The organism is Streptomyces chartreusis NRRL 3882 (genome assembly GCF_900236475.1).
GTDB classification, from domain to species: Bacteria; Actinomycetota; Actinomycetes; order Streptomycetales; family Streptomycetaceae; genus Streptomyces; species Streptomyces chartreusis_D.
The window spans coordinates 6,628,163-6,642,305 of the sequence record NZ_LT963352.1 but is presented as its reverse complement, the minus strand read 5'-3'; the positions used below and the strand labels follow the sequence as shown (position 1 = coordinate 6,642,305).

Annotated in this window: 14 protein-coding genes and 1 riboswitch; of the genes, 6 read left to right on the top strand and 8 right to left on the bottom strand. The window is 72.8% G+C overall.

The genetic code is table 11. The features are described 5' to 3' along the window. Positions 1 to 197 precede the first annotated feature (197 nt). Both SCNRRL3882_RS30020 and SCNRRL3882_RS30015 read right to left on the bottom strand, forming a co-directional pair. Positions 198 to 1,004: a methyltransferase gene (locus tag SCNRRL3882_RS30020; RefSeq protein WP_010039324.1), complete on the bottom strand. Its 807-nt coding sequence runs from the start codon at positions 1,002 to 1,004 to the stop codon at positions 198 to 200. A gap of 192 nt (positions 1,005 to 1,196) precedes the next feature. Further along, the gene (locus SCNRRL3882_RS30015) at positions 1,197 to 1,760 is read right to left on the bottom strand and encodes an SAV_6107 family HEPN domain-containing protein (protein ID WP_010039321.1); all 564 of its coding nucleotides are present in this window, start codon (positions 1,758 to 1,760) and stop codon (positions 1,197 to 1,199) included. A 179-nt stretch (positions 1,761 to 1,939) separates the two neighbouring features. Between SCNRRL3882_RS30015 and SCNRRL3882_RS30010 the strand changes: the two genes are divergently transcribed. From SCNRRL3882_RS30010 to SCNRRL3882_RS29995, 4 genes are all read left to right on the top strand, one after another. Next, complete coding sequence (locus tag SCNRRL3882_RS30010; RefSeq protein ID WP_029181128.1) at positions 1,940 to 2,740, top strand: ATP-binding cassette domain-containing protein; 801 nt, start codon at positions 1,940 to 1,942, stop codon at positions 2,738 to 2,740. Then, positions 2,712 to 4,796, top strand: coding sequence for a YhgE/Pip domain-containing protein (locus tag SCNRRL3882_RS30005; protein WP_010039317.1), 2,085 nt, complete (start codon positions 2,712 to 2,714; stop codon positions 4,794 to 4,796). Before SCNRRL3882_RS30010 ends, SCNRRL3882_RS30005 begins: the two co-directional genes overlap by 29 nt. Positions 4,797 to 4,867: 71 nt before the next feature. Continuing rightward, entirely contained in the window at positions 4,868 to 5,497 is a 630-nt protein-coding gene (locus SCNRRL3882_RS30000) for a TetR/AcrR family transcriptional regulator (RefSeq protein ID WP_010039316.1), read from the top strand. A gap of 477 nt (positions 5,498 to 5,974) precedes the next feature. Continuing rightward, positions 5,975 to 7,468: a phytoene desaturase family protein gene (locus SCNRRL3882_RS29995; protein WP_010039315.1), complete on the top strand. Its 1,494-nt coding sequence runs from the start codon at positions 5,975 to 5,977 to the stop codon at positions 7,466 to 7,468. 27 nt (positions 7,469 to 7,495) lie between these two features. Here SCNRRL3882_RS29995 and SCNRRL3882_RS29990 read toward each other — a convergent pair whose 3' ends face one another. The 6 genes from SCNRRL3882_RS29990 to SCNRRL3882_RS29965 form a co-directional block, all read right to left on the bottom strand. Further along, positions 7,496 to 8,443 carry a hypothetical protein gene (locus SCNRRL3882_RS29990; protein WP_010039314.1) on the bottom strand — a complete coding sequence of 316 codons (948 nt, stop codon included), beginning with the start codon at positions 8,441 to 8,443 and terminating at the stop codon, positions 7,496 to 7,498. A gap of 56 nt (positions 8,444 to 8,499) precedes the next feature. Further along, a complete protein-coding gene (gene metF / locus SCNRRL3882_RS29985; RefSeq protein WP_010039313.1) occupies positions 8,500 to 9,423 on the bottom strand; it encodes a methylenetetrahydrofolate reductase [NAD(P)H] in 924 nt (307 codons plus the stop codon). A gap of 105 nt (positions 9,424 to 9,528) precedes the next feature. After that, positions 9,529 to 10,191, bottom strand: a complete 663-nt coding sequence (gene thiE / locus SCNRRL3882_RS29980; RefSeq protein ID WP_010039311.1) for a thiamine phosphate synthase — start codon at positions 10,189 to 10,191, stop codon at positions 9,529 to 9,531. A 353-nt stretch (positions 10,192 to 10,544) separates the two neighbouring features. Beyond that, positions 10,545 to 10,910 (bottom strand): Rv2175c family DNA-binding protein, encoded by a 366-nt coding sequence (locus SCNRRL3882_RS29975; RefSeq protein WP_010039310.1) that lies wholly within the window; start codon positions 10,908 to 10,910, stop codon positions 10,545 to 10,547. Between the two features lie 77 nt (positions 10,911 to 10,987). Beyond that, positions 10,988 to 12,229 carry an NAD(P)/FAD-dependent oxidoreductase gene (locus SCNRRL3882_RS29970; RefSeq protein ID WP_010039308.1) on the bottom strand — a complete coding sequence of 414 codons (1,242 nt, stop codon included), beginning with the start codon at positions 12,227 to 12,229 and terminating at the stop codon, positions 10,988 to 10,990. A gap of 32 nt (positions 12,230 to 12,261) precedes the next feature. Next, positions 12,262 to 12,612, bottom strand: coding sequence for a hypothetical protein (locus SCNRRL3882_RS29965; RefSeq protein WP_010039306.1), 351 nt, complete (start codon positions 12,610 to 12,612; stop codon positions 12,262 to 12,264). A gap of 55 nt (positions 12,613 to 12,667) precedes the next feature. After that, positions 12,668 to 12,779, top strand: a riboswitch (TPP riboswitch). On the opposite strand from SCNRRL3882_RS29965, the gene thiO reads away from it, so the two are divergent. Then, entirely contained in the window at positions 12,777 to 13,946 is a 1,170-nt protein-coding gene (thiO, locus tag SCNRRL3882_RS29960) for a glycine oxidase ThiO (RefSeq protein WP_010039303.1), read from the top strand. (Overlaps the previous riboswitch by 3 nt.) After that, positions 13,943 to 14,143, top strand: a complete 201-nt coding sequence (gene thiS / locus SCNRRL3882_RS29955; RefSeq protein WP_010039301.1) for a sulfur carrier protein ThiS — start codon at positions 13,943 to 13,945, stop codon at positions 14,141 to 14,143. Before thiO ends, thiS begins: the two co-directional genes overlap by 4 nt.

The following is a 14,143-nucleotide window of genomic DNA, read 5'->3' as shown; positions in this document are numbered from 1 at the left end:
CCCCTCTGCGCCATTTGGCCAACCGGAACCCGCCATGGACGTCCCCGGCTCGCTGAGGCTTCCATTCCCCGGCGGCCGACCCGTCATGCCGGAACGGTCTCCCTCGATCATACGGCGCCAAGCCCCCATTCGGGGGGCCTGTGGCGTACTCCATGCACAGCCAAGGCGCTGATCAGCGGCGGTACCTCAGGAGGGACTCAGGCCTCGGGAGACCCAGCAGTCTCGATCGCCTCATCGGTCTCGATGGTCTCGGCGGTCTCACCCAGCACATGAAGCTGCGTGGCCACCGAGTGGAAGGCGGGAAGCTCGGCGGCGGCCTCCTCCAGCTTCAGCAGCGCCTCCAGAGCGCCGGGCTCGGTGTCGACGAGGACGCCGGGCACGAGGTCGGCGAAGACCCGCACGCCGTGCACGGCGCCGACACGCAGGCCCGCGCCCTCGACCAGCCCGGTGAGCTGTTCGGCGGTGAAGCGGCGCGGGACGGGGTCACCCGCGCCCCATCGACCGTTCGGGTCGTCGAGCGCCTGGCGGGCCTCCTTGAAGTGACCGGCCAGGGCGCGGGCCAGCACGGCACCGCCGAGACCGGCGGCGAGCAGGCTGAGGACACCCTCCGGGCGCAGGGCGGCCACCGCGTTGCGGACCCCCTCGGCCGGGTCGTCCACGTACTCCAGGACGCCGTGGCACAGCACCACGTCGTAGCCGCCGCGCTCGGCCACGTCGAAGAGGCCGTGGGCGTCACCCTGCACGCCCTTCACCCTCTCGGCGACCCCTGCCTCGGCGGCCCGGCGCTCCAGGGCGAACAGCGCGTTGGGGCTGGGGTCGACGACGGTGACCCGGTGGCCGAGACGGGCGACGGGCACCGCGAAGTTGCCGCTGCCGCCCCCGGTGTCGAGGACGTCCAGCGACTCCCGACCCGTGGCCTTGACCCGGCGGTCCAGGGCGTCCTGGAGGACCTCCCAGACCACGGCGGTACGGAGTGAGGCGCGGGGGCGCATCGGGTCCGACACGGCAGTTGACTCCTCGGCGCGGCACCGCCTCTTGCACGGCGGAGCGAACGGGGTGTCTCCCCGGCCCCGGTGACGGGGAGGGAAGACTTCAGGCGTCCCCCACCCTATTGCCTCCGCCAGGGCAGCCGGCATGGCCCGGTACTCACCCGGACACGCGTCGGCCCGACCGGGCGGACACGCGCCGCCGCCCGCTCAGCCCGCGTCCGGCATGTCCCGCCCCTCCCCCGGCCCCTCGGGCCGGTCCTGGTCCGGGCGGGGCTGTGGGAGGACCGGCTGGAGGACCAGCATGCGCTCGACGAGGCGGAGGAACATCGCCACGTCCCGTATCAGGTCGTCGGCGTCCCGGCTGCTGGCCGCGTCCTGGATGCCCGCCTCGGCGCGGGCGCGGCGCCGGGCGCCGGACGCGAACAGCGCGCTCCACTCGGACAGTTCGGGCGCGATCTCGGGGAGCACTTCCCAGGCGCTCCTGATCTTGGCCCGGGCCCGGGGCGAGGTCTCCGGCCGCCCCCGGGCGGCGAGCACGGCGGCGGCGGTGCGGAGGGCGGCGAGATGGGCCGTCGCGTAGCGCTCGTTCGGTGTTTCCAGGACGGTGGCCTCTTCGAGGCCGGCGCGGGCCTGGGCGAGCAGGTCGAGGGCGGCGGGCGGGGCCGTGGCCCGGCGCAGCACGGGGTGCACGTCGCTCGCCGGGCCGGTCAGTGAGGGGGCAGGGCCGGTGGCGCGGCGCCGACGGGCGGCTGCTGCGTGGTAGCTGGCCATGACGAACCTCCTGTCGTCTGTGTGACGGCACGTCCGGCCACGGAGTGCCGTATGTGACCCATCGTGAGGTATGGCACTGACAATCCGTTCTGACCTGCGGTTTTGCTTCGATCGTAGGTTCGGAGTAGTTTTTGCACTGACCAGTCAGTTCAAATTCTCCGACAGATCGAGGGAGACTCGTGGGGGAACGAGTGGGAGGGGCGCGGGTCGCCGCCGAGGGCCTCGGGGTCAAAGGGCCGCGCGGCTGGGCGTTCCGCGGTATCTCCGTCGATGCCGAGCCGGGTTCGCTCGTCGCGGTCGAGGGCCCGTCCGGGTCCGGCCGCACGTGCCTGCTGCTCGCGCTGACGGGGAGGATGAAGATCGCGGAGGGCACCGCCACCGTCGGCGGGGCCAGGCTCCCCAAGCAGTTGTCGGCGGTGCGTCGCGTCAGCGCCCTGGCCCATGTGCCCGGGGTCAGCGACCTCGACCCGGCCCTGACCGTCGGCGAGCACCTGCGGGAACGGGCGCTGCTCCAGCGGCGGTTCGGCGACTCCCTGCGCGGGCTGTTGCGGCCCCGTGGCGAGCGGGCGGCCGAGGCCGGGCAGCGCGTCGACGCGGCACTGGCCGCCGCCGGTCTCGACCTGGAGGCACTGCCCAAGGGGCCCCGTACCGCCGTACGCGATCTGGAGCGCGTGGAGGCGCTGCGGCTGTCCATCGCCCTCGCCCTCGTCGGCCGGCCCCGGCTGCTCGGGGTCGACGACACCGACCTCAAGCTCTCGGACGGCGAGCGGGACGAGGTCTGGTCCCTGCTCAGGTCCCTCGCCGGCGCCGGGACGACGGTCGTGGCGGTGTGCAGTGAGGCCCCCGAAGGCGCCGTCAGGGTGTCCACCCACGAGAACCAGGACGCCCGGGAGAACCAGGACGACCCGGCCGCCGAGGACGAGAAGGCCGGTCAGGGAGAGGAGAAGGCCGATGCGCTCGCCGAGACTGGCCGCGCTTGAGCTGCGCCGCTTCGGCAGGGGCAAGCTGCCGCGCGCAGCGCTGGTCGCGCTGCTGGTGCTGCCGTTGCTGTACGGCGCGCTGTACCTCTGGTCGTTCTGGGACCCGTACGGCCGTCTGGACCGTATCCCCGTGGCGCTCGTGAACGACGACAAGGGGGCGACCGCCGACGGGAAGAGGATCACGGCGGGCGACGACATCACGAAGGGCCTGCACGACAGCAAGACCTTCGACTGGCAGGAGGTCAGCGCCGCCGAGGCCCGCAGGGGAGTCGAGGACGGCACCTACTACCTGTCGCTCACCATGCCCGCCGACTTCAGCGAGCGGATCGCCTCCAGTTCCGGGAAGTCCCCGGAGACCGGCGCCCTCCAGGTGCACACGAACGACGCGAACAACTACATCGTCGGGCAGATCTCCCGGACGGTGTTCAGCGAGGTGCGGCAGGCCGCATCCACGAAGACGTCGCGGTCCTTCCTGGACAGGATCTTCGTCTCGTTCTCCGACATCCACGGCAAGACCGTGCAGGCGGCGAAGGGCGCCGACAAGCTCAAGGGCGGTATCGGCAAGGCCGAGAAGGGCTCCAAGGACCTCGCCGACGGCCTGAAGGACGCCAAGGACGGCAGCGGCAAGCTGTCCACGGGCCTGAAGAAACTCCACACGGGCGCGGGCGACCTGGAGGACGGCTCGAAGCAGGTCGCGGAGGGCACGCAGAAGCTCGCCGACCGGGTCAACACGACCGCCGGCAAGGTCGGCCCCTTCCTCAGGGGCAACGAGAAGACCATCGGTGACACGGCCCGGCTGGTCGCCGACTCCTCCGGTGCGATCCGCAAGCACCTGGACACCCTGGCGAGGACGGCACCGACCGCCGCCAAGGGCGCCCGCACGGCGTCGGACACGCTGAACGGGGTCTACGCCAGGCGCTGCGACGACCCCGTCCTGCCCGACGCCGCCTGTGCCGACCTGAAGAAGGCCAAGGACGCGGCGGCCGACGTGGCCGTCATCGCCGGCGACGTCAACACACTGATCGCGGACCAGAACGGCGACCTGACGAAGCTCGACAAGAACCTCGCCGCCCTCCAGAAGCAGTCCCAGGCTCTCGCAGACCGGGCGCCGCACCTGTCCGAGGACCTCGACGACGCCGTCAAGAAGATCAACAAGCTGAACGACGGGGCCGCGAAGGTCGCCGCGGGCGCGAAGAAGCTGCACAAGGGGCTCGGCACGGCCAGGACCGGTGCCGTCGACCTGGACAAGGGCGTCGGCCGGCTGAAGACGGGCGCGGACGACCTCAGCGGCGGCATGTTCAAGCTCGTCGACGGCTCCGGCAAGCTCGCCGGCGGGCTGCACGACGGGGCGGAGCGGATCCCCGACTACGACAAGCAGGACCGCGACCAGCGCACCGAGGTCATGGCCGACCCCGTGCGGCTCGCCTCCCAGGACCTGCACAAGGCGCCCAACTACGGCACCGGGTTCGCCCCGTACTTCATCCCGCTGTCGCTGTGGGTGGGCGCGATGGTGGCCTACATGCTGATCGCGCCGATGAACCGGCGCGCGCTCGCCGCGGGCGCCCCGGCATGGCGGATCGCGCTGGCCGGCTGGCTGCCGGTGGTGGCGATCGGGGTGCTCCAGACGGTGGCCCTGATGTCGGTGCTGCACTGGGCGGTCGGCCTGGAGATGGCGCGGGCGGCCGGGACGGTGGGCTTCCTGTTCCTGGTGACGGCGTGCTTCGCGGCGATCGTGCAGTGGCTGAACGCGCGCTTCGGGGCGGCGGGCCGGATCCTCGTCCTCGCCCTGCTGATGCTCCAGCTGACCTCGGCGGGCGGCACGTACCCCGTGCAGACCAGCCCCGGCTTCTTCAACGCGCTCCACCCGTTCCTGCCGATGAGCTACGTCGTCGACGCTCTGCGCAGGCTCATCACGGGCGGCGGTCTGGAACCGGTGTGGCACGCGTGCGTGGTGCTGACCGCGTTCACCGCCGGCGCCCTGGCGCTGACCGCCGTGGCGGCCCGCCGCCGCCAGGTGTGGACGCTGGACCGGCTGCACCCGGAGCTGAGTCTGTGAGCCCTTCGGCGACATCCCCGGTGAACCCTTCGGTGACATCCCCCGGAAAGGTTCCTGTGACAATCGGGGCCATGGAAAGCAGCAGTGCCGCGTCGGGCGGCAGCACGCGCCGCGAGGCCACCCGGCAGAAGCTCTACGAGGCGGCCGTCACGCTCATCGCCGAGCAGGGCTTCTCCGCCACGACCGTGGACGAGATCGCCGAGCGTGCCGGAGTCGCGAAGGGCACGGTCTACTACAACTTCGCGAGCAAGTCCGTCCTCTTCGAGGAACTGCTGCGGCACGGAGTGGGCCTCCTCACCGCCTCCCTGCGGGAAGCGGCCGAGCGGACCGCCCGGGATGGCGGCACCAAGGTCGACGCCCTGGACGCGATGATCCGCGCGGGACTGGTCTTCATCGACCGCTACCCGGCCTTCACGCAGCTGTACGTGGCCGAGCTGTGGCGCACGAACCGGGCCTGGCAGTCGACGCTGATGGTGGTCCGGCAGCAGGCCGTCGCGGTGGTGGAGGACGTGTTGCGCGACGGCGTGGCGGGCGGTGAGTTCAGCGACGAGATCGACATCCCGCTGACGGCGGCCGCGCTGGTCGGCATGGTCCTGGTGGCCGCGCTGGACTGGAAGTCCTTCCAGCCGGAGCGCTCCCTGGACGACGTCCACGCGGCGCTGTCCCGGCTGCTCCAGGGACGGGTGAGCGGCTGCCGCTGAGGGCACACCCCTGAACGCTGCCGCTGAGGGCATCCCTGGTGCAGATGTGAAAGCGCCGGTCCGCTGTGGCCGCGTCCCCCGCGGGCCACCTCGAACCGGCGCCTTCCCTGCTCCCCCGTTTTCCTGCTCCCCCGTACTTCCCCCGCAGGACCCCCGTTCGGTCATCCCCCGGTTCTCCCCCGTGCCTCGCTCCCGCCGACACCGTCGGCGGAAGGAGCGGATCGTGGGCCCGGTCCCGTTCCGGCGCCCCGTGTCGCCGGTACCGGAACCGTGCCCCTCTCCGTGCCTCCACTCTCTCGTTCTCGCAGGTCGCCTCCCATCCGCGCGCGTACTCAACTCCCTCACTAGGTACGGGTACTCAGCCCTGCGCACGCGGCCACAGAACGCCCCGTGGCCGGCTGGTCACGATCGCCTCCGCGTCCGTACTCGGAGGCGGCCGCGCAAAGGTTGTCAGTGGGGGCCGATAAAGTCCCTGGCATGGCACGGATTGCGGTGATCGGCGCCGGGATGGGCGCGCTGGCGGCGGCCGCCCGGCTGGCCGTCGCGGGCCACCGGGTGGTGGTGTACGAGCGGACGGACACGTACGGCGGAGCGCTGCGCCGCTTCGAGCGCGACGGGTTCTCCTTCGACACCGGCCCCGGCCTGCTCCCGCTGCCCGCCGTCTACCGCGATCTGTTCGTCAAGACCGGCAAGGAGCCGCTGGAGGCCTGCGTCGACCTGGTCCAGGTCGACCCGTCGTCCCGGCACGTGTTCGCGGACGGCACCCGGGTGTCGCTGCCGAACGCCTCGCGCGCGGGCGTCGTGGCGGCGCTGGACGAGGCGCTCGGCTCCGGGGCCGGGAAGCGCTGGGGCGACTTCCTGGTGCGGGCCCGCGAGGCCTGGGACCGCACCCGCCGGCCCCTCCTGGAGGAGCCGCTGTGGCCGAACTGGCAGGTGCTGGCCGAGCGCGAGCCGTACCCGGCGGTGCCTCACAAGCGGCTGCTGCGCACCCGCCGGGCCGGCACGCTCGCCGAGGTCGGCGCCTGGGAGCTGCGGGACGCCCGGCTCACCGCCCTCCTGGAGAGCCACGCCCTGGCGTACGGCCTGGACCCCCGGACGACCCCGGCGAGCGCTGCCGTACTGCCGTACCTGGAGCACGCCTTCGGCACCTGGTACGTGCGCGGCGGCCTGCGCGAGCTGGCCCGCGCGGTGTACGAGCGGTGCGTGGCCCGAAAGGTCGAGTTCCGTTTCGGCGCCGACGTGACCGGCGTGCTGGAGAAGGACGGCCGGGCGTCGGGGGTGGAACTCGCCGACGGCACGGTCGCGGAGGCGGACTTCGTGGTCGCGGGTGTCGCGCCCGGCACGCTGGACCGGCTGTCGGCACCGGCCAGGGTGCGAGGTGACGGCGAGGTGCCGCCGCAGCCGGCGTCGGCGAGCCGGGTCACGGTGCTGCTCGCCCTGCGCGGCGCCCGCCCCGAGGGCACGGCACACCGCACAGTGGTGCACGCGGCGGACCGCGAGGCCGAGTTGGACGCCCTCTTCGGCACGGCGGCGCGGCACCCACGCCCTACGGTCACGGTCCTGCGGCCCGACGACCCGCGGCTGGTCCCGGATCCGGACCACGAGGCGGTCACCCTCACGACGGTGGTGCCCGCGCGGCCCGACGAGCCCTGCGACGACCTCACCGAAAACATGATCACGGTCGCCGAACGCGCCGTACCGGACCTGCGCGACCGTCTCCTCTGGCACGACGTGCGCACCCCGGCCGACATCGCCGAGGCGACCGGCGCGGAGGGCGGGGCGGTGCCGGTGCCCGCTCTGGCGGCGGGCGGCGGGCGGCTGCTGCATCCGTCCAACAGCACCCGCGTGCCCGGTCTGTTCACCGTGGGCGGCTGGGCGCATCCCGGTGGCGGACTGCCGCACGCCGGCATGTCGGGCGCGCTGGTGGCGGGACTGATCGTGGAGGGGCCGGAGTTCCGGGGCTCCCAGTAGGCTCGCCGCCCCAGCGGCGTTCAGGCTTCAGAAACGGTACTGCTCGTCGAAGCCGTTCCCGGGTGTCTGCTGCTGCCCGGTGCCCTGGTACGGGTACGACTGCTCCGGCGGCAGCTCCTGGCCGTACTCGTCGGTGTTGCGCTGCTGCGGGACCCAGGCACCGCCGGGCGGGGTCTCGCCCCCGTAGGTACCGGCGTACTGGTCCTGGCCGTAGCCCTGCTGGGCGTAGTACTGCTGGTCGCCGTAGGAGGTGTCGTACGAGCCTCCGCCGTAGGTCGGCGAGCCGATGTACGGGTCGGAGTAGGCGGCGTACTGCTGCTGGTCCGTGGCGTCGTAGCCCTGCTGCCGACCGTAGCCCGAGTAGTCGTAGGCGTAGGGCTGGTCGGTGCCCTGGGCCGTGGCGGCGTACTGGTCGTGGGGCAAGCCCGGCTGGTATCCGGTGTCGCCGTACACGCCGTAGGAGCCGGTGTCGTCGGGCACGGGCTGCGGCTCGTAGACGGCGGTGGTCTCGGCGGCCGTCGGGTGGACGGGGCGCGACGGGGTGAAGACGTCGTCGTGGTCGTAGTCGTCGTCCTGGCCGTAGGCGGGGGCGGTGGCGTCGTGGCGGTAGTCGGCGCCCTCGTCGCCGAAGCCGCCGTCGGCCGCCTCCAGGCCCGAGACCTCAAGGCTCGGCTCCTGGCGGCCGCGCTCACCGCGGCGGCCCTTGCCGCCGCCCAGCATCGGCGCGTTCATCGCCCAGCCGGCCGAGAAGCCGCTGCGGAAGGACAGGGTGACGTACGTCTGCCCGACCGCGAAGGCGGCCGCACCCAGCCCGATCACGACGACCGACGGGATCAGCACACCGACCACGACACCGAGGAAACCGACGAAGGCGAGCAGCCGCCAGCGCAGCCGTGCCTTGTACTGCAACAGCACCTCGCCCAACAGCCACAGCGCGACGATGCCGAACGCGATGTAGAGGACCGCCCAGCCCATGTACGCCCCTCTCCCAGTCGCCGCTACGCAGTGTGTCGTATACCGGTGCGAACGGTCTAGGCCTGCGGTCGGTGGTGCAGGCCCAGGTTCTCGTAGATTTCCAGCGTCGCCGTGGAGTTGTTGAGCGTGATGAAGTGCAAGCCGGGCACGCCCTCGGCGAGCAGCCGCGCACAGAACTCCGTGGCGAATTCGATACCAATGGAGCGTACAGCGGCCGGATCGTCTTTTGCTGTGAGGATCCGCTCTTTCAGGGCGGCCGGGAACGCGGCGTTGGTGAGGGACCCGATCCGCTCCAGCGACCGCACGCTGGCGATCGGCATGACCTCGGGAATGATCGGGGTGTCGCAGCCGGCGGCCGAGACGCGGTCGCGCAGCCGGAGGTAGTCCTCCGGGTGGAAGAACATCTGCGTGATGGCGTAGTCGGCGCCCGCACGGCACTTGTCGACGAAGTGACGGACGTCGGAGTCCCAGTCGGTGGAGCGCGGGTGCATCGCCGGGAAGGCGGCGACGCCCACGCAGAAGTCGCCGGACGCCTTGATCAGCTCGACCAGTTCGGCGGCGTAGGCGAGACCCCGGGGGTGCGGCACCCACTCGCCCATCGGGTCGCCGGGCGGGTCACCGCGCAGGGCGAGCATGTTGCGGATCCCCGCGTCGGCGTACTGGCCGATGATGTTGCGCAGGTCGGCCACCGAATGGTCGACCGCCGTGAGGTGCGCGATGGGCGTGAGGGTGGTGTCGGAGGCGATCGCCTCGGTCGCCTTGACCGTGCCCGCCCGGGTGGAGCCGCCCGCGCCGTACGTCACGGAGACGAAGTCGGGCGCCACGGCCTCGACCCGGCGCAGCGCGTTCCACAGGTTCCGCTCGCCCTTCGGGGTCTTCGGGGCGTAGAACTCGAACGAGTACGTCGTTTTGCCGGTCGCGAGCATGTCGCGGACGGTGCGCGCGTGGTCCGACCTGATGGATGCGGTGCCGAGGGCCATACCGGCAGGTTAGCCAGGGGCGGTCGGTCCCCCAACCGGGCGCAGGGTTTTGCCCGTTTTGCGCACTTGTTGTCCATCCCTTGGACAAACCGGCCCACAAACCGGCTACCGCTTCTCCCGCAGCCTCTCGGCGAACTCGGCCGCCGCCGCGCCGGGGTCGTCGGCCTCCGTGATCGCCCGTACGACGACGGCGCGGCGGGCCCCCGCTTCCAGGACCTGGTCGAGATTGCCGAGGTCGATGCCGCCGATGGCGAACCAGGGCCGGTCGGTGCCGAGGGCGGCGGTGTACCGGACGAGGTCCAGGCCGGGGGCGTGCCGGCCGGGCTTGGTGGGGGTGGGCCAGCAGGGGCCGGTGCAGAAGTAGTCCACGCCGTCCTGGACGGCGGCCGCGGCGGCCTCGGACTCGGCGTGCGTGGAGCGGCCGATCAGGACGCCGTCGCCGAGGATCGCGCGGGCCGCGGGGACGGGGAGGTCGCCCTGGCCGAGGTGCAGTACGTCGGAGCCGGCGGCGTGGGCGACGTCCGCGCGGTCGTTGACCGCGAGCAGCTTGCCGTGCCGGGCGCAGGCGTCGGCGAAGACGGCCAGGTGCTCCAGCTCCTCGGCCGCCTCCATGCCCTTGTCCCGCAACTGCACGATGTCGACCCCGCCCGCCAGGACGGCGTCCAGGAACTCCACGAGATCGCCCTGCCGCTTGCGCGCGTCGGTGCAGAGGTAGACCCGGGCGTCGGCGAGCTGGGCGCGGGCGGTGCCGGCAGTTGTGGCGGCCATGCGTGTGTCCCCCTGGTTTGTCGGTGGCGTACGGGTGCGGGGTGCGCGCCCCGGCGCCGTCAGGTGCGGCTGCTCCCATGGTTCCGCACCGGCGCGGGTGCGGGCGCAGGTGGCCCATCGTTGCGCACGGGTGCGGATGCACCGGTGGCACCGTACAAGTGCGGGCGGGCCCAAGCGCCGGAACGCCCGCTCCGGTGACTCCGGTCGGCCTCCCCCCCCCGGCCGGGCACAAGCCACCCCCTGACCGGGACCTTGCGGGTCGACCGCACAGGCCCCGGCCCACACACACCGGGCGTTTGTTCAGGTCCGGCCCCGCTCGCACGGCACCGGACGGTTGTTCGGTCGTGGTCGGGTCAGACCGCGAGCGCCTGGGCGCGGCGCTTCACCTCCGTGCCGCGGTTCTCGCTCAGGGCCTGGGCCGGCGTGCCGGGCAGGCTCGGGTCGGGGGTGAAGAGCCACTCCAGCATCTCTTCGACCGTGAAGCCGTCGTCCCGCAGGAGCGTCAGGGTCCCGGACAGGCCCTTGACGACCTTGTCCCCGTCGATGAAGGCCGCGGGGACGTGCAGCGCGCGGTTCTCACCGCGGCGTACGGCGATGAGCTGGCCGTCCTTGACCAGCTGCCGCACGCGCGTCACCTCGACGCCGAGCTGTTCGGCGATGTCGGGGAGGGTGAGCCAGGCAGGGACGAGAGCATCGATCTTTGCGTCAATCTCGGTCACGGAAACCAGCCTGCCATCCCCCACTGACAGTCGGAAGTCGGGCCCGCCCACCTGGGCGGACACGCCCGCCTCGACAGCTACGCCGTCGCCGCCTTCAACGGCCTCGCCGGGTCCGCCAGCAACGCCGGATTCATCGGCGTGCCCGACTCGATCAGGCGGCGGCCCTGCGCCAGGTCCCGGGGGCGGCCCACCGCCAGCAGCGCGACCAGCCGGTCGCCGCGCAGCCAGCAGACCGTCCAGGCCGGTCCGGCCGGGTCGCCCCGCCAAAGGGTCGTGTCGGCGGCCGCGTGGTGCCCGGCGTACTGCACGAACCGTCCGAACTGCTCCGACCAGAAGTACGGCACGGGGTCGTACACCGCCGGGGTCTCCCCCGAGGCCCGGCCGACGATGTTCACGGCGACCGTGCGCGGCCCCTGGAGGGCGTTGTCCCAGTGGTGCACCAGCAGGCGCTCGCCGTACCGGCCCGAGGGGAAGGAGGCGCAGTCGCCGACCGCGTACACGTCGGGCACCGACGAACGAAGGTGCTGGTCGGCCACGATCTCGCCGTGCGTGCCCAGCTCGATCCCGGAGCCGGACAGCCAGGCCGTGGCCGGACGGGCGCCGATGCCGACGACGACCGCGCCCGCGGGCAGCCGCGAGCCGTCGTCGAGGACCACCGTTCCGGGTTCCACACGCTCCACGCGCGCGTGCGTCCGCAGCACGGCACCCGCGTCGGCGTACCAGCGGGCCATCGGCGCGGCGACCTCGGCGGGCAGCGCCCCGGCGAGGGGCCGGTCGGCGGCCTCCACGACGGTCACCGCGCAGCCCGCCTCGCGCGCGGCCGTGGCGAACTCCGCGCCGATCCAGCCCGCGCCGACGACCACGATGTCGTGCCGGCGGGCCAGCACCGGCCGCAGCCGCTCGGCGTCGTCCAGGGTGCGCAGCAGGTGCACGCCCGGCACGCCCTCCGCCCCGGGCAGCCGGATCGGTTCGGCACCGGTCGCGACGACCAGGACGTCGTACGGCACGGGCCCGTCCTCGGTGTCCAGCTCGTGGTCGCCTGGGCGCAGGCCCAGCACCTCGCAGCCGAGCCGCAGTTCGATGCCGAGGGCCTCGAAGTCGACGTCGAAGGCTGAGCCCTCGGCCTTGCCGAGCAGGACGGCCTTGGACAGGGGGGGCCGGTCGTAGGGCTGGTGCGGCTCGGCGCCGAGCACGCTCACCGTGCCGGTGAAGCCCTGCTCGCGCAGGGCGACCGCGGTCTGGACACCGGCCATGCCCGCGCCCGCCACGACCACGCGCCCCGGCGCGGACGAACCTGGTTCCTGCGTCTGCTCGCTCACCTGATCACCATAGACAACTGACATTTCGTCAGTCAGTGCTCATCCGCAGTGACCTGCTCCACAACGCTCGTCCCGCTGCCCGCCTGGGACTCCCACTCCCAGCTCTCCTCCAGCCGCACCCGCCCGTCGGGCAGTTCCACGACGGTCGACACGCAGTGCCCGGAGGAGGTGGTCCCGTCCCCCTTGAGTTGTACGTACCGGAAGTCCAGCCTGTCGCCCTCCCGGGTACCCACGAGATGTCCGCGTACGACGTCGCCGCCCGAGTACTCGGCCCAGACCTCTCCGTCCTGCTCGTGGTACGTGAACCGGGTGCGGGTCCCCACCTGGCCGGGTGCCTGGTCGGCGACCGGGGCCAGGACGAGACCGTCGAGGGATCGGGCCATGGCGGTGGCTCCCTTACTGCGGCGTACGGCATCGGGCTAGGGTGGGTGGCCAACGTAAGGCACTCGCGGGAGCCCGGACGCACCGGGCTGAGAGGGAGGCTGGCGGCCTCCGACCGTACGAACCTGATCCGGGTCATGCCGGCGAAGGGAGGGGCTGGACGCCCATGTCGCGTACGCGAACGTCAGACGTCCTCGTCGTCGGGGGCGGGATCATCGGCCTGGTCACCGCGTGGCGGGCCGCGCAGCGCGGACTCGCCACGGCCGTGGTGGACCCGGAGCCGGGCGGCGGAGCCGCACAGGTGGCGGCCGGGATGCTGGCCGCCGTCACGGAACTGCACTACGGCGAGCAGACCCTGCTCGGTCTGAACCTCGCCTCCGCCCGGCGCTATCCGGACTTCGCGGCCGAGCTCACCGAGCAGACCGGCCACGACCTCGGCTACCGCCGGTGCGGCACGCTCGCCGTGGCCCTGGACGCCGACGACCGGGCCCATCTGCGCGAACTGCACGCCTTGCAGCAGCAGTCGGGCCTGGAATCGCAGTGGCTGTCGGGGCGGGAGTGCCGTCGCCTGGAGCCGATGCTCGCGCCGGGCGTGCGCGGCGGGCTGCGGGTCGACGGGGACCACCAGATCGACCCGCGGCGGCTGGCCGGGGCGCTGGTCGCCGCGTGCGAGCGGACCGGTGTGGTCTTCCACCGGGCATGGGCGGAGCGGCTCACCGTCGTACGGGACCGGGCCACGGGTGCCGTCACGGACGACGGCACCCCGCTGGACGCCGGACAGGTCGTGCTGGCCGGGGGCAGTCTCAGCGGGCGGCTCGCGGGCGTCCCGGAGGATGTGCTGCCCCCCGTGCGGCCGGTGAAGGGGCAGGTCGTACGGCTGACCATGCCGCAGCGGCACGGGTCGTTCCTCAGCCGGACCGTGCGCGCGGTCGTGCGCGGCAGCCATGTCTACCTGGTGCCGCGCGAGAGCGGCGAGCTGGTCATCGGGGCGACCAGCGAGGAGCTGGGCTGGGACACCACCGTGACCGCGGGCGGTGTGTACGAGCTGCTGCGCGACGCGCACGAGCTGGTCCCGGGCATCACCGAGCTGCCCCTCACCGAGACCCGGGCCGGACTGCGCCCCGGCTCCCCCGACAACGCGCCGCTGCTCGGCCCGACCGGTCTCGAAGGGCTCTCGTTGGCCACCGGGCACTACCGCAACGGCGTCCTGCTCACGCCGGTCACCGGCGACGCCATGGCGCACGTCCTGACGACGGGTGAACTCCCCGAGGAAGCCCGCCCCTTCACTCCGAAGCGCTTCAGCACCGCCACCGCCCTCACGGAGCAGCCCGCATGAACATCTCCGTCAACGGGGAGCCCCGGGACGTCCGGCCCGGTACGGCTCTCGACTCCGTCGTGAAGTCCCTCACCGCCGCGCCGTCCGGCGTGGCCGCCGCCCTCAACGAAACCGTCGTCCCGCGCGCCCAGTGGCCGTCCACGCCCCTCGCCGAGGGGGACCGCGTGGAAGTCCTCACCGCCGTCCAAGGAGGCTGA

Excerpts from the sequence above, each read along its gene's own strand:
- SCNRRL3882_RS30015 (WP_010039321.1), bottom strand. The coding sequence starts at position 1,760 with ATGGCCAGCTACCACGCAGCAGCCGCCCGTCGGCGCCGCGCCACCGGC.
- SCNRRL3882_RS30005 (WP_010039317.1), top strand. The coding sequence starts at position 2,712 with ATGCGCTCGCCGAGACTGGCCGCGCTTGAGCTGCGCCGCTTCGGCAGG.
- SCNRRL3882_RS30000 (WP_010039316.1), top strand. The coding sequence starts at position 4,868 with ATGGAAAGCAGCAGTGCCGCGTCGGGCGGCAGCACGCGCCGCGAGGCC.
- SCNRRL3882_RS29995 (WP_010039315.1), top strand. The coding sequence starts at position 5,975 with ATGGCACGGATTGCGGTGATCGGCGCCGGGATGGGCGCGCTGGCGGCG.
- SCNRRL3882_RS29990 (WP_010039314.1), bottom strand. The coding sequence starts at position 8,443 with ATGGGCTGGGCGGTCCTCTACATCGCGTTCGGCATCGTCGCGCTGTGG.
- metF (WP_010039313.1), bottom strand. The coding sequence starts at position 9,423 with ATGGCCCTCGGCACCGCATCCATCAGGTCGGACCACGCGCGCACCGTC.
- thiE (WP_010039311.1), bottom strand. The coding sequence starts at position 10,191 with ATGGCCGCCACAACTGCCGGCACCGCCCGCGCCCAGCTCGCCGACGCC.
- SCNRRL3882_RS29965 (WP_010039306.1), bottom strand. The coding sequence starts at position 12,612 with ATGGCCCGATCCCTCGACGGTCTCGTCCTGGCCCCGGTCGCCGACCAG.
- thiO (WP_010039303.1), top strand. The coding sequence starts at position 12,777 with ATGTCGCGTACGCGAACGTCAGACGTCCTCGTCGTCGGGGGCGGGATC.
- thiS (WP_010039301.1), top strand. The coding sequence starts at position 13,943 with ATGAACATCTCCGTCAACGGGGAGCCCCGGGACGTCCGGCCCGGTACG.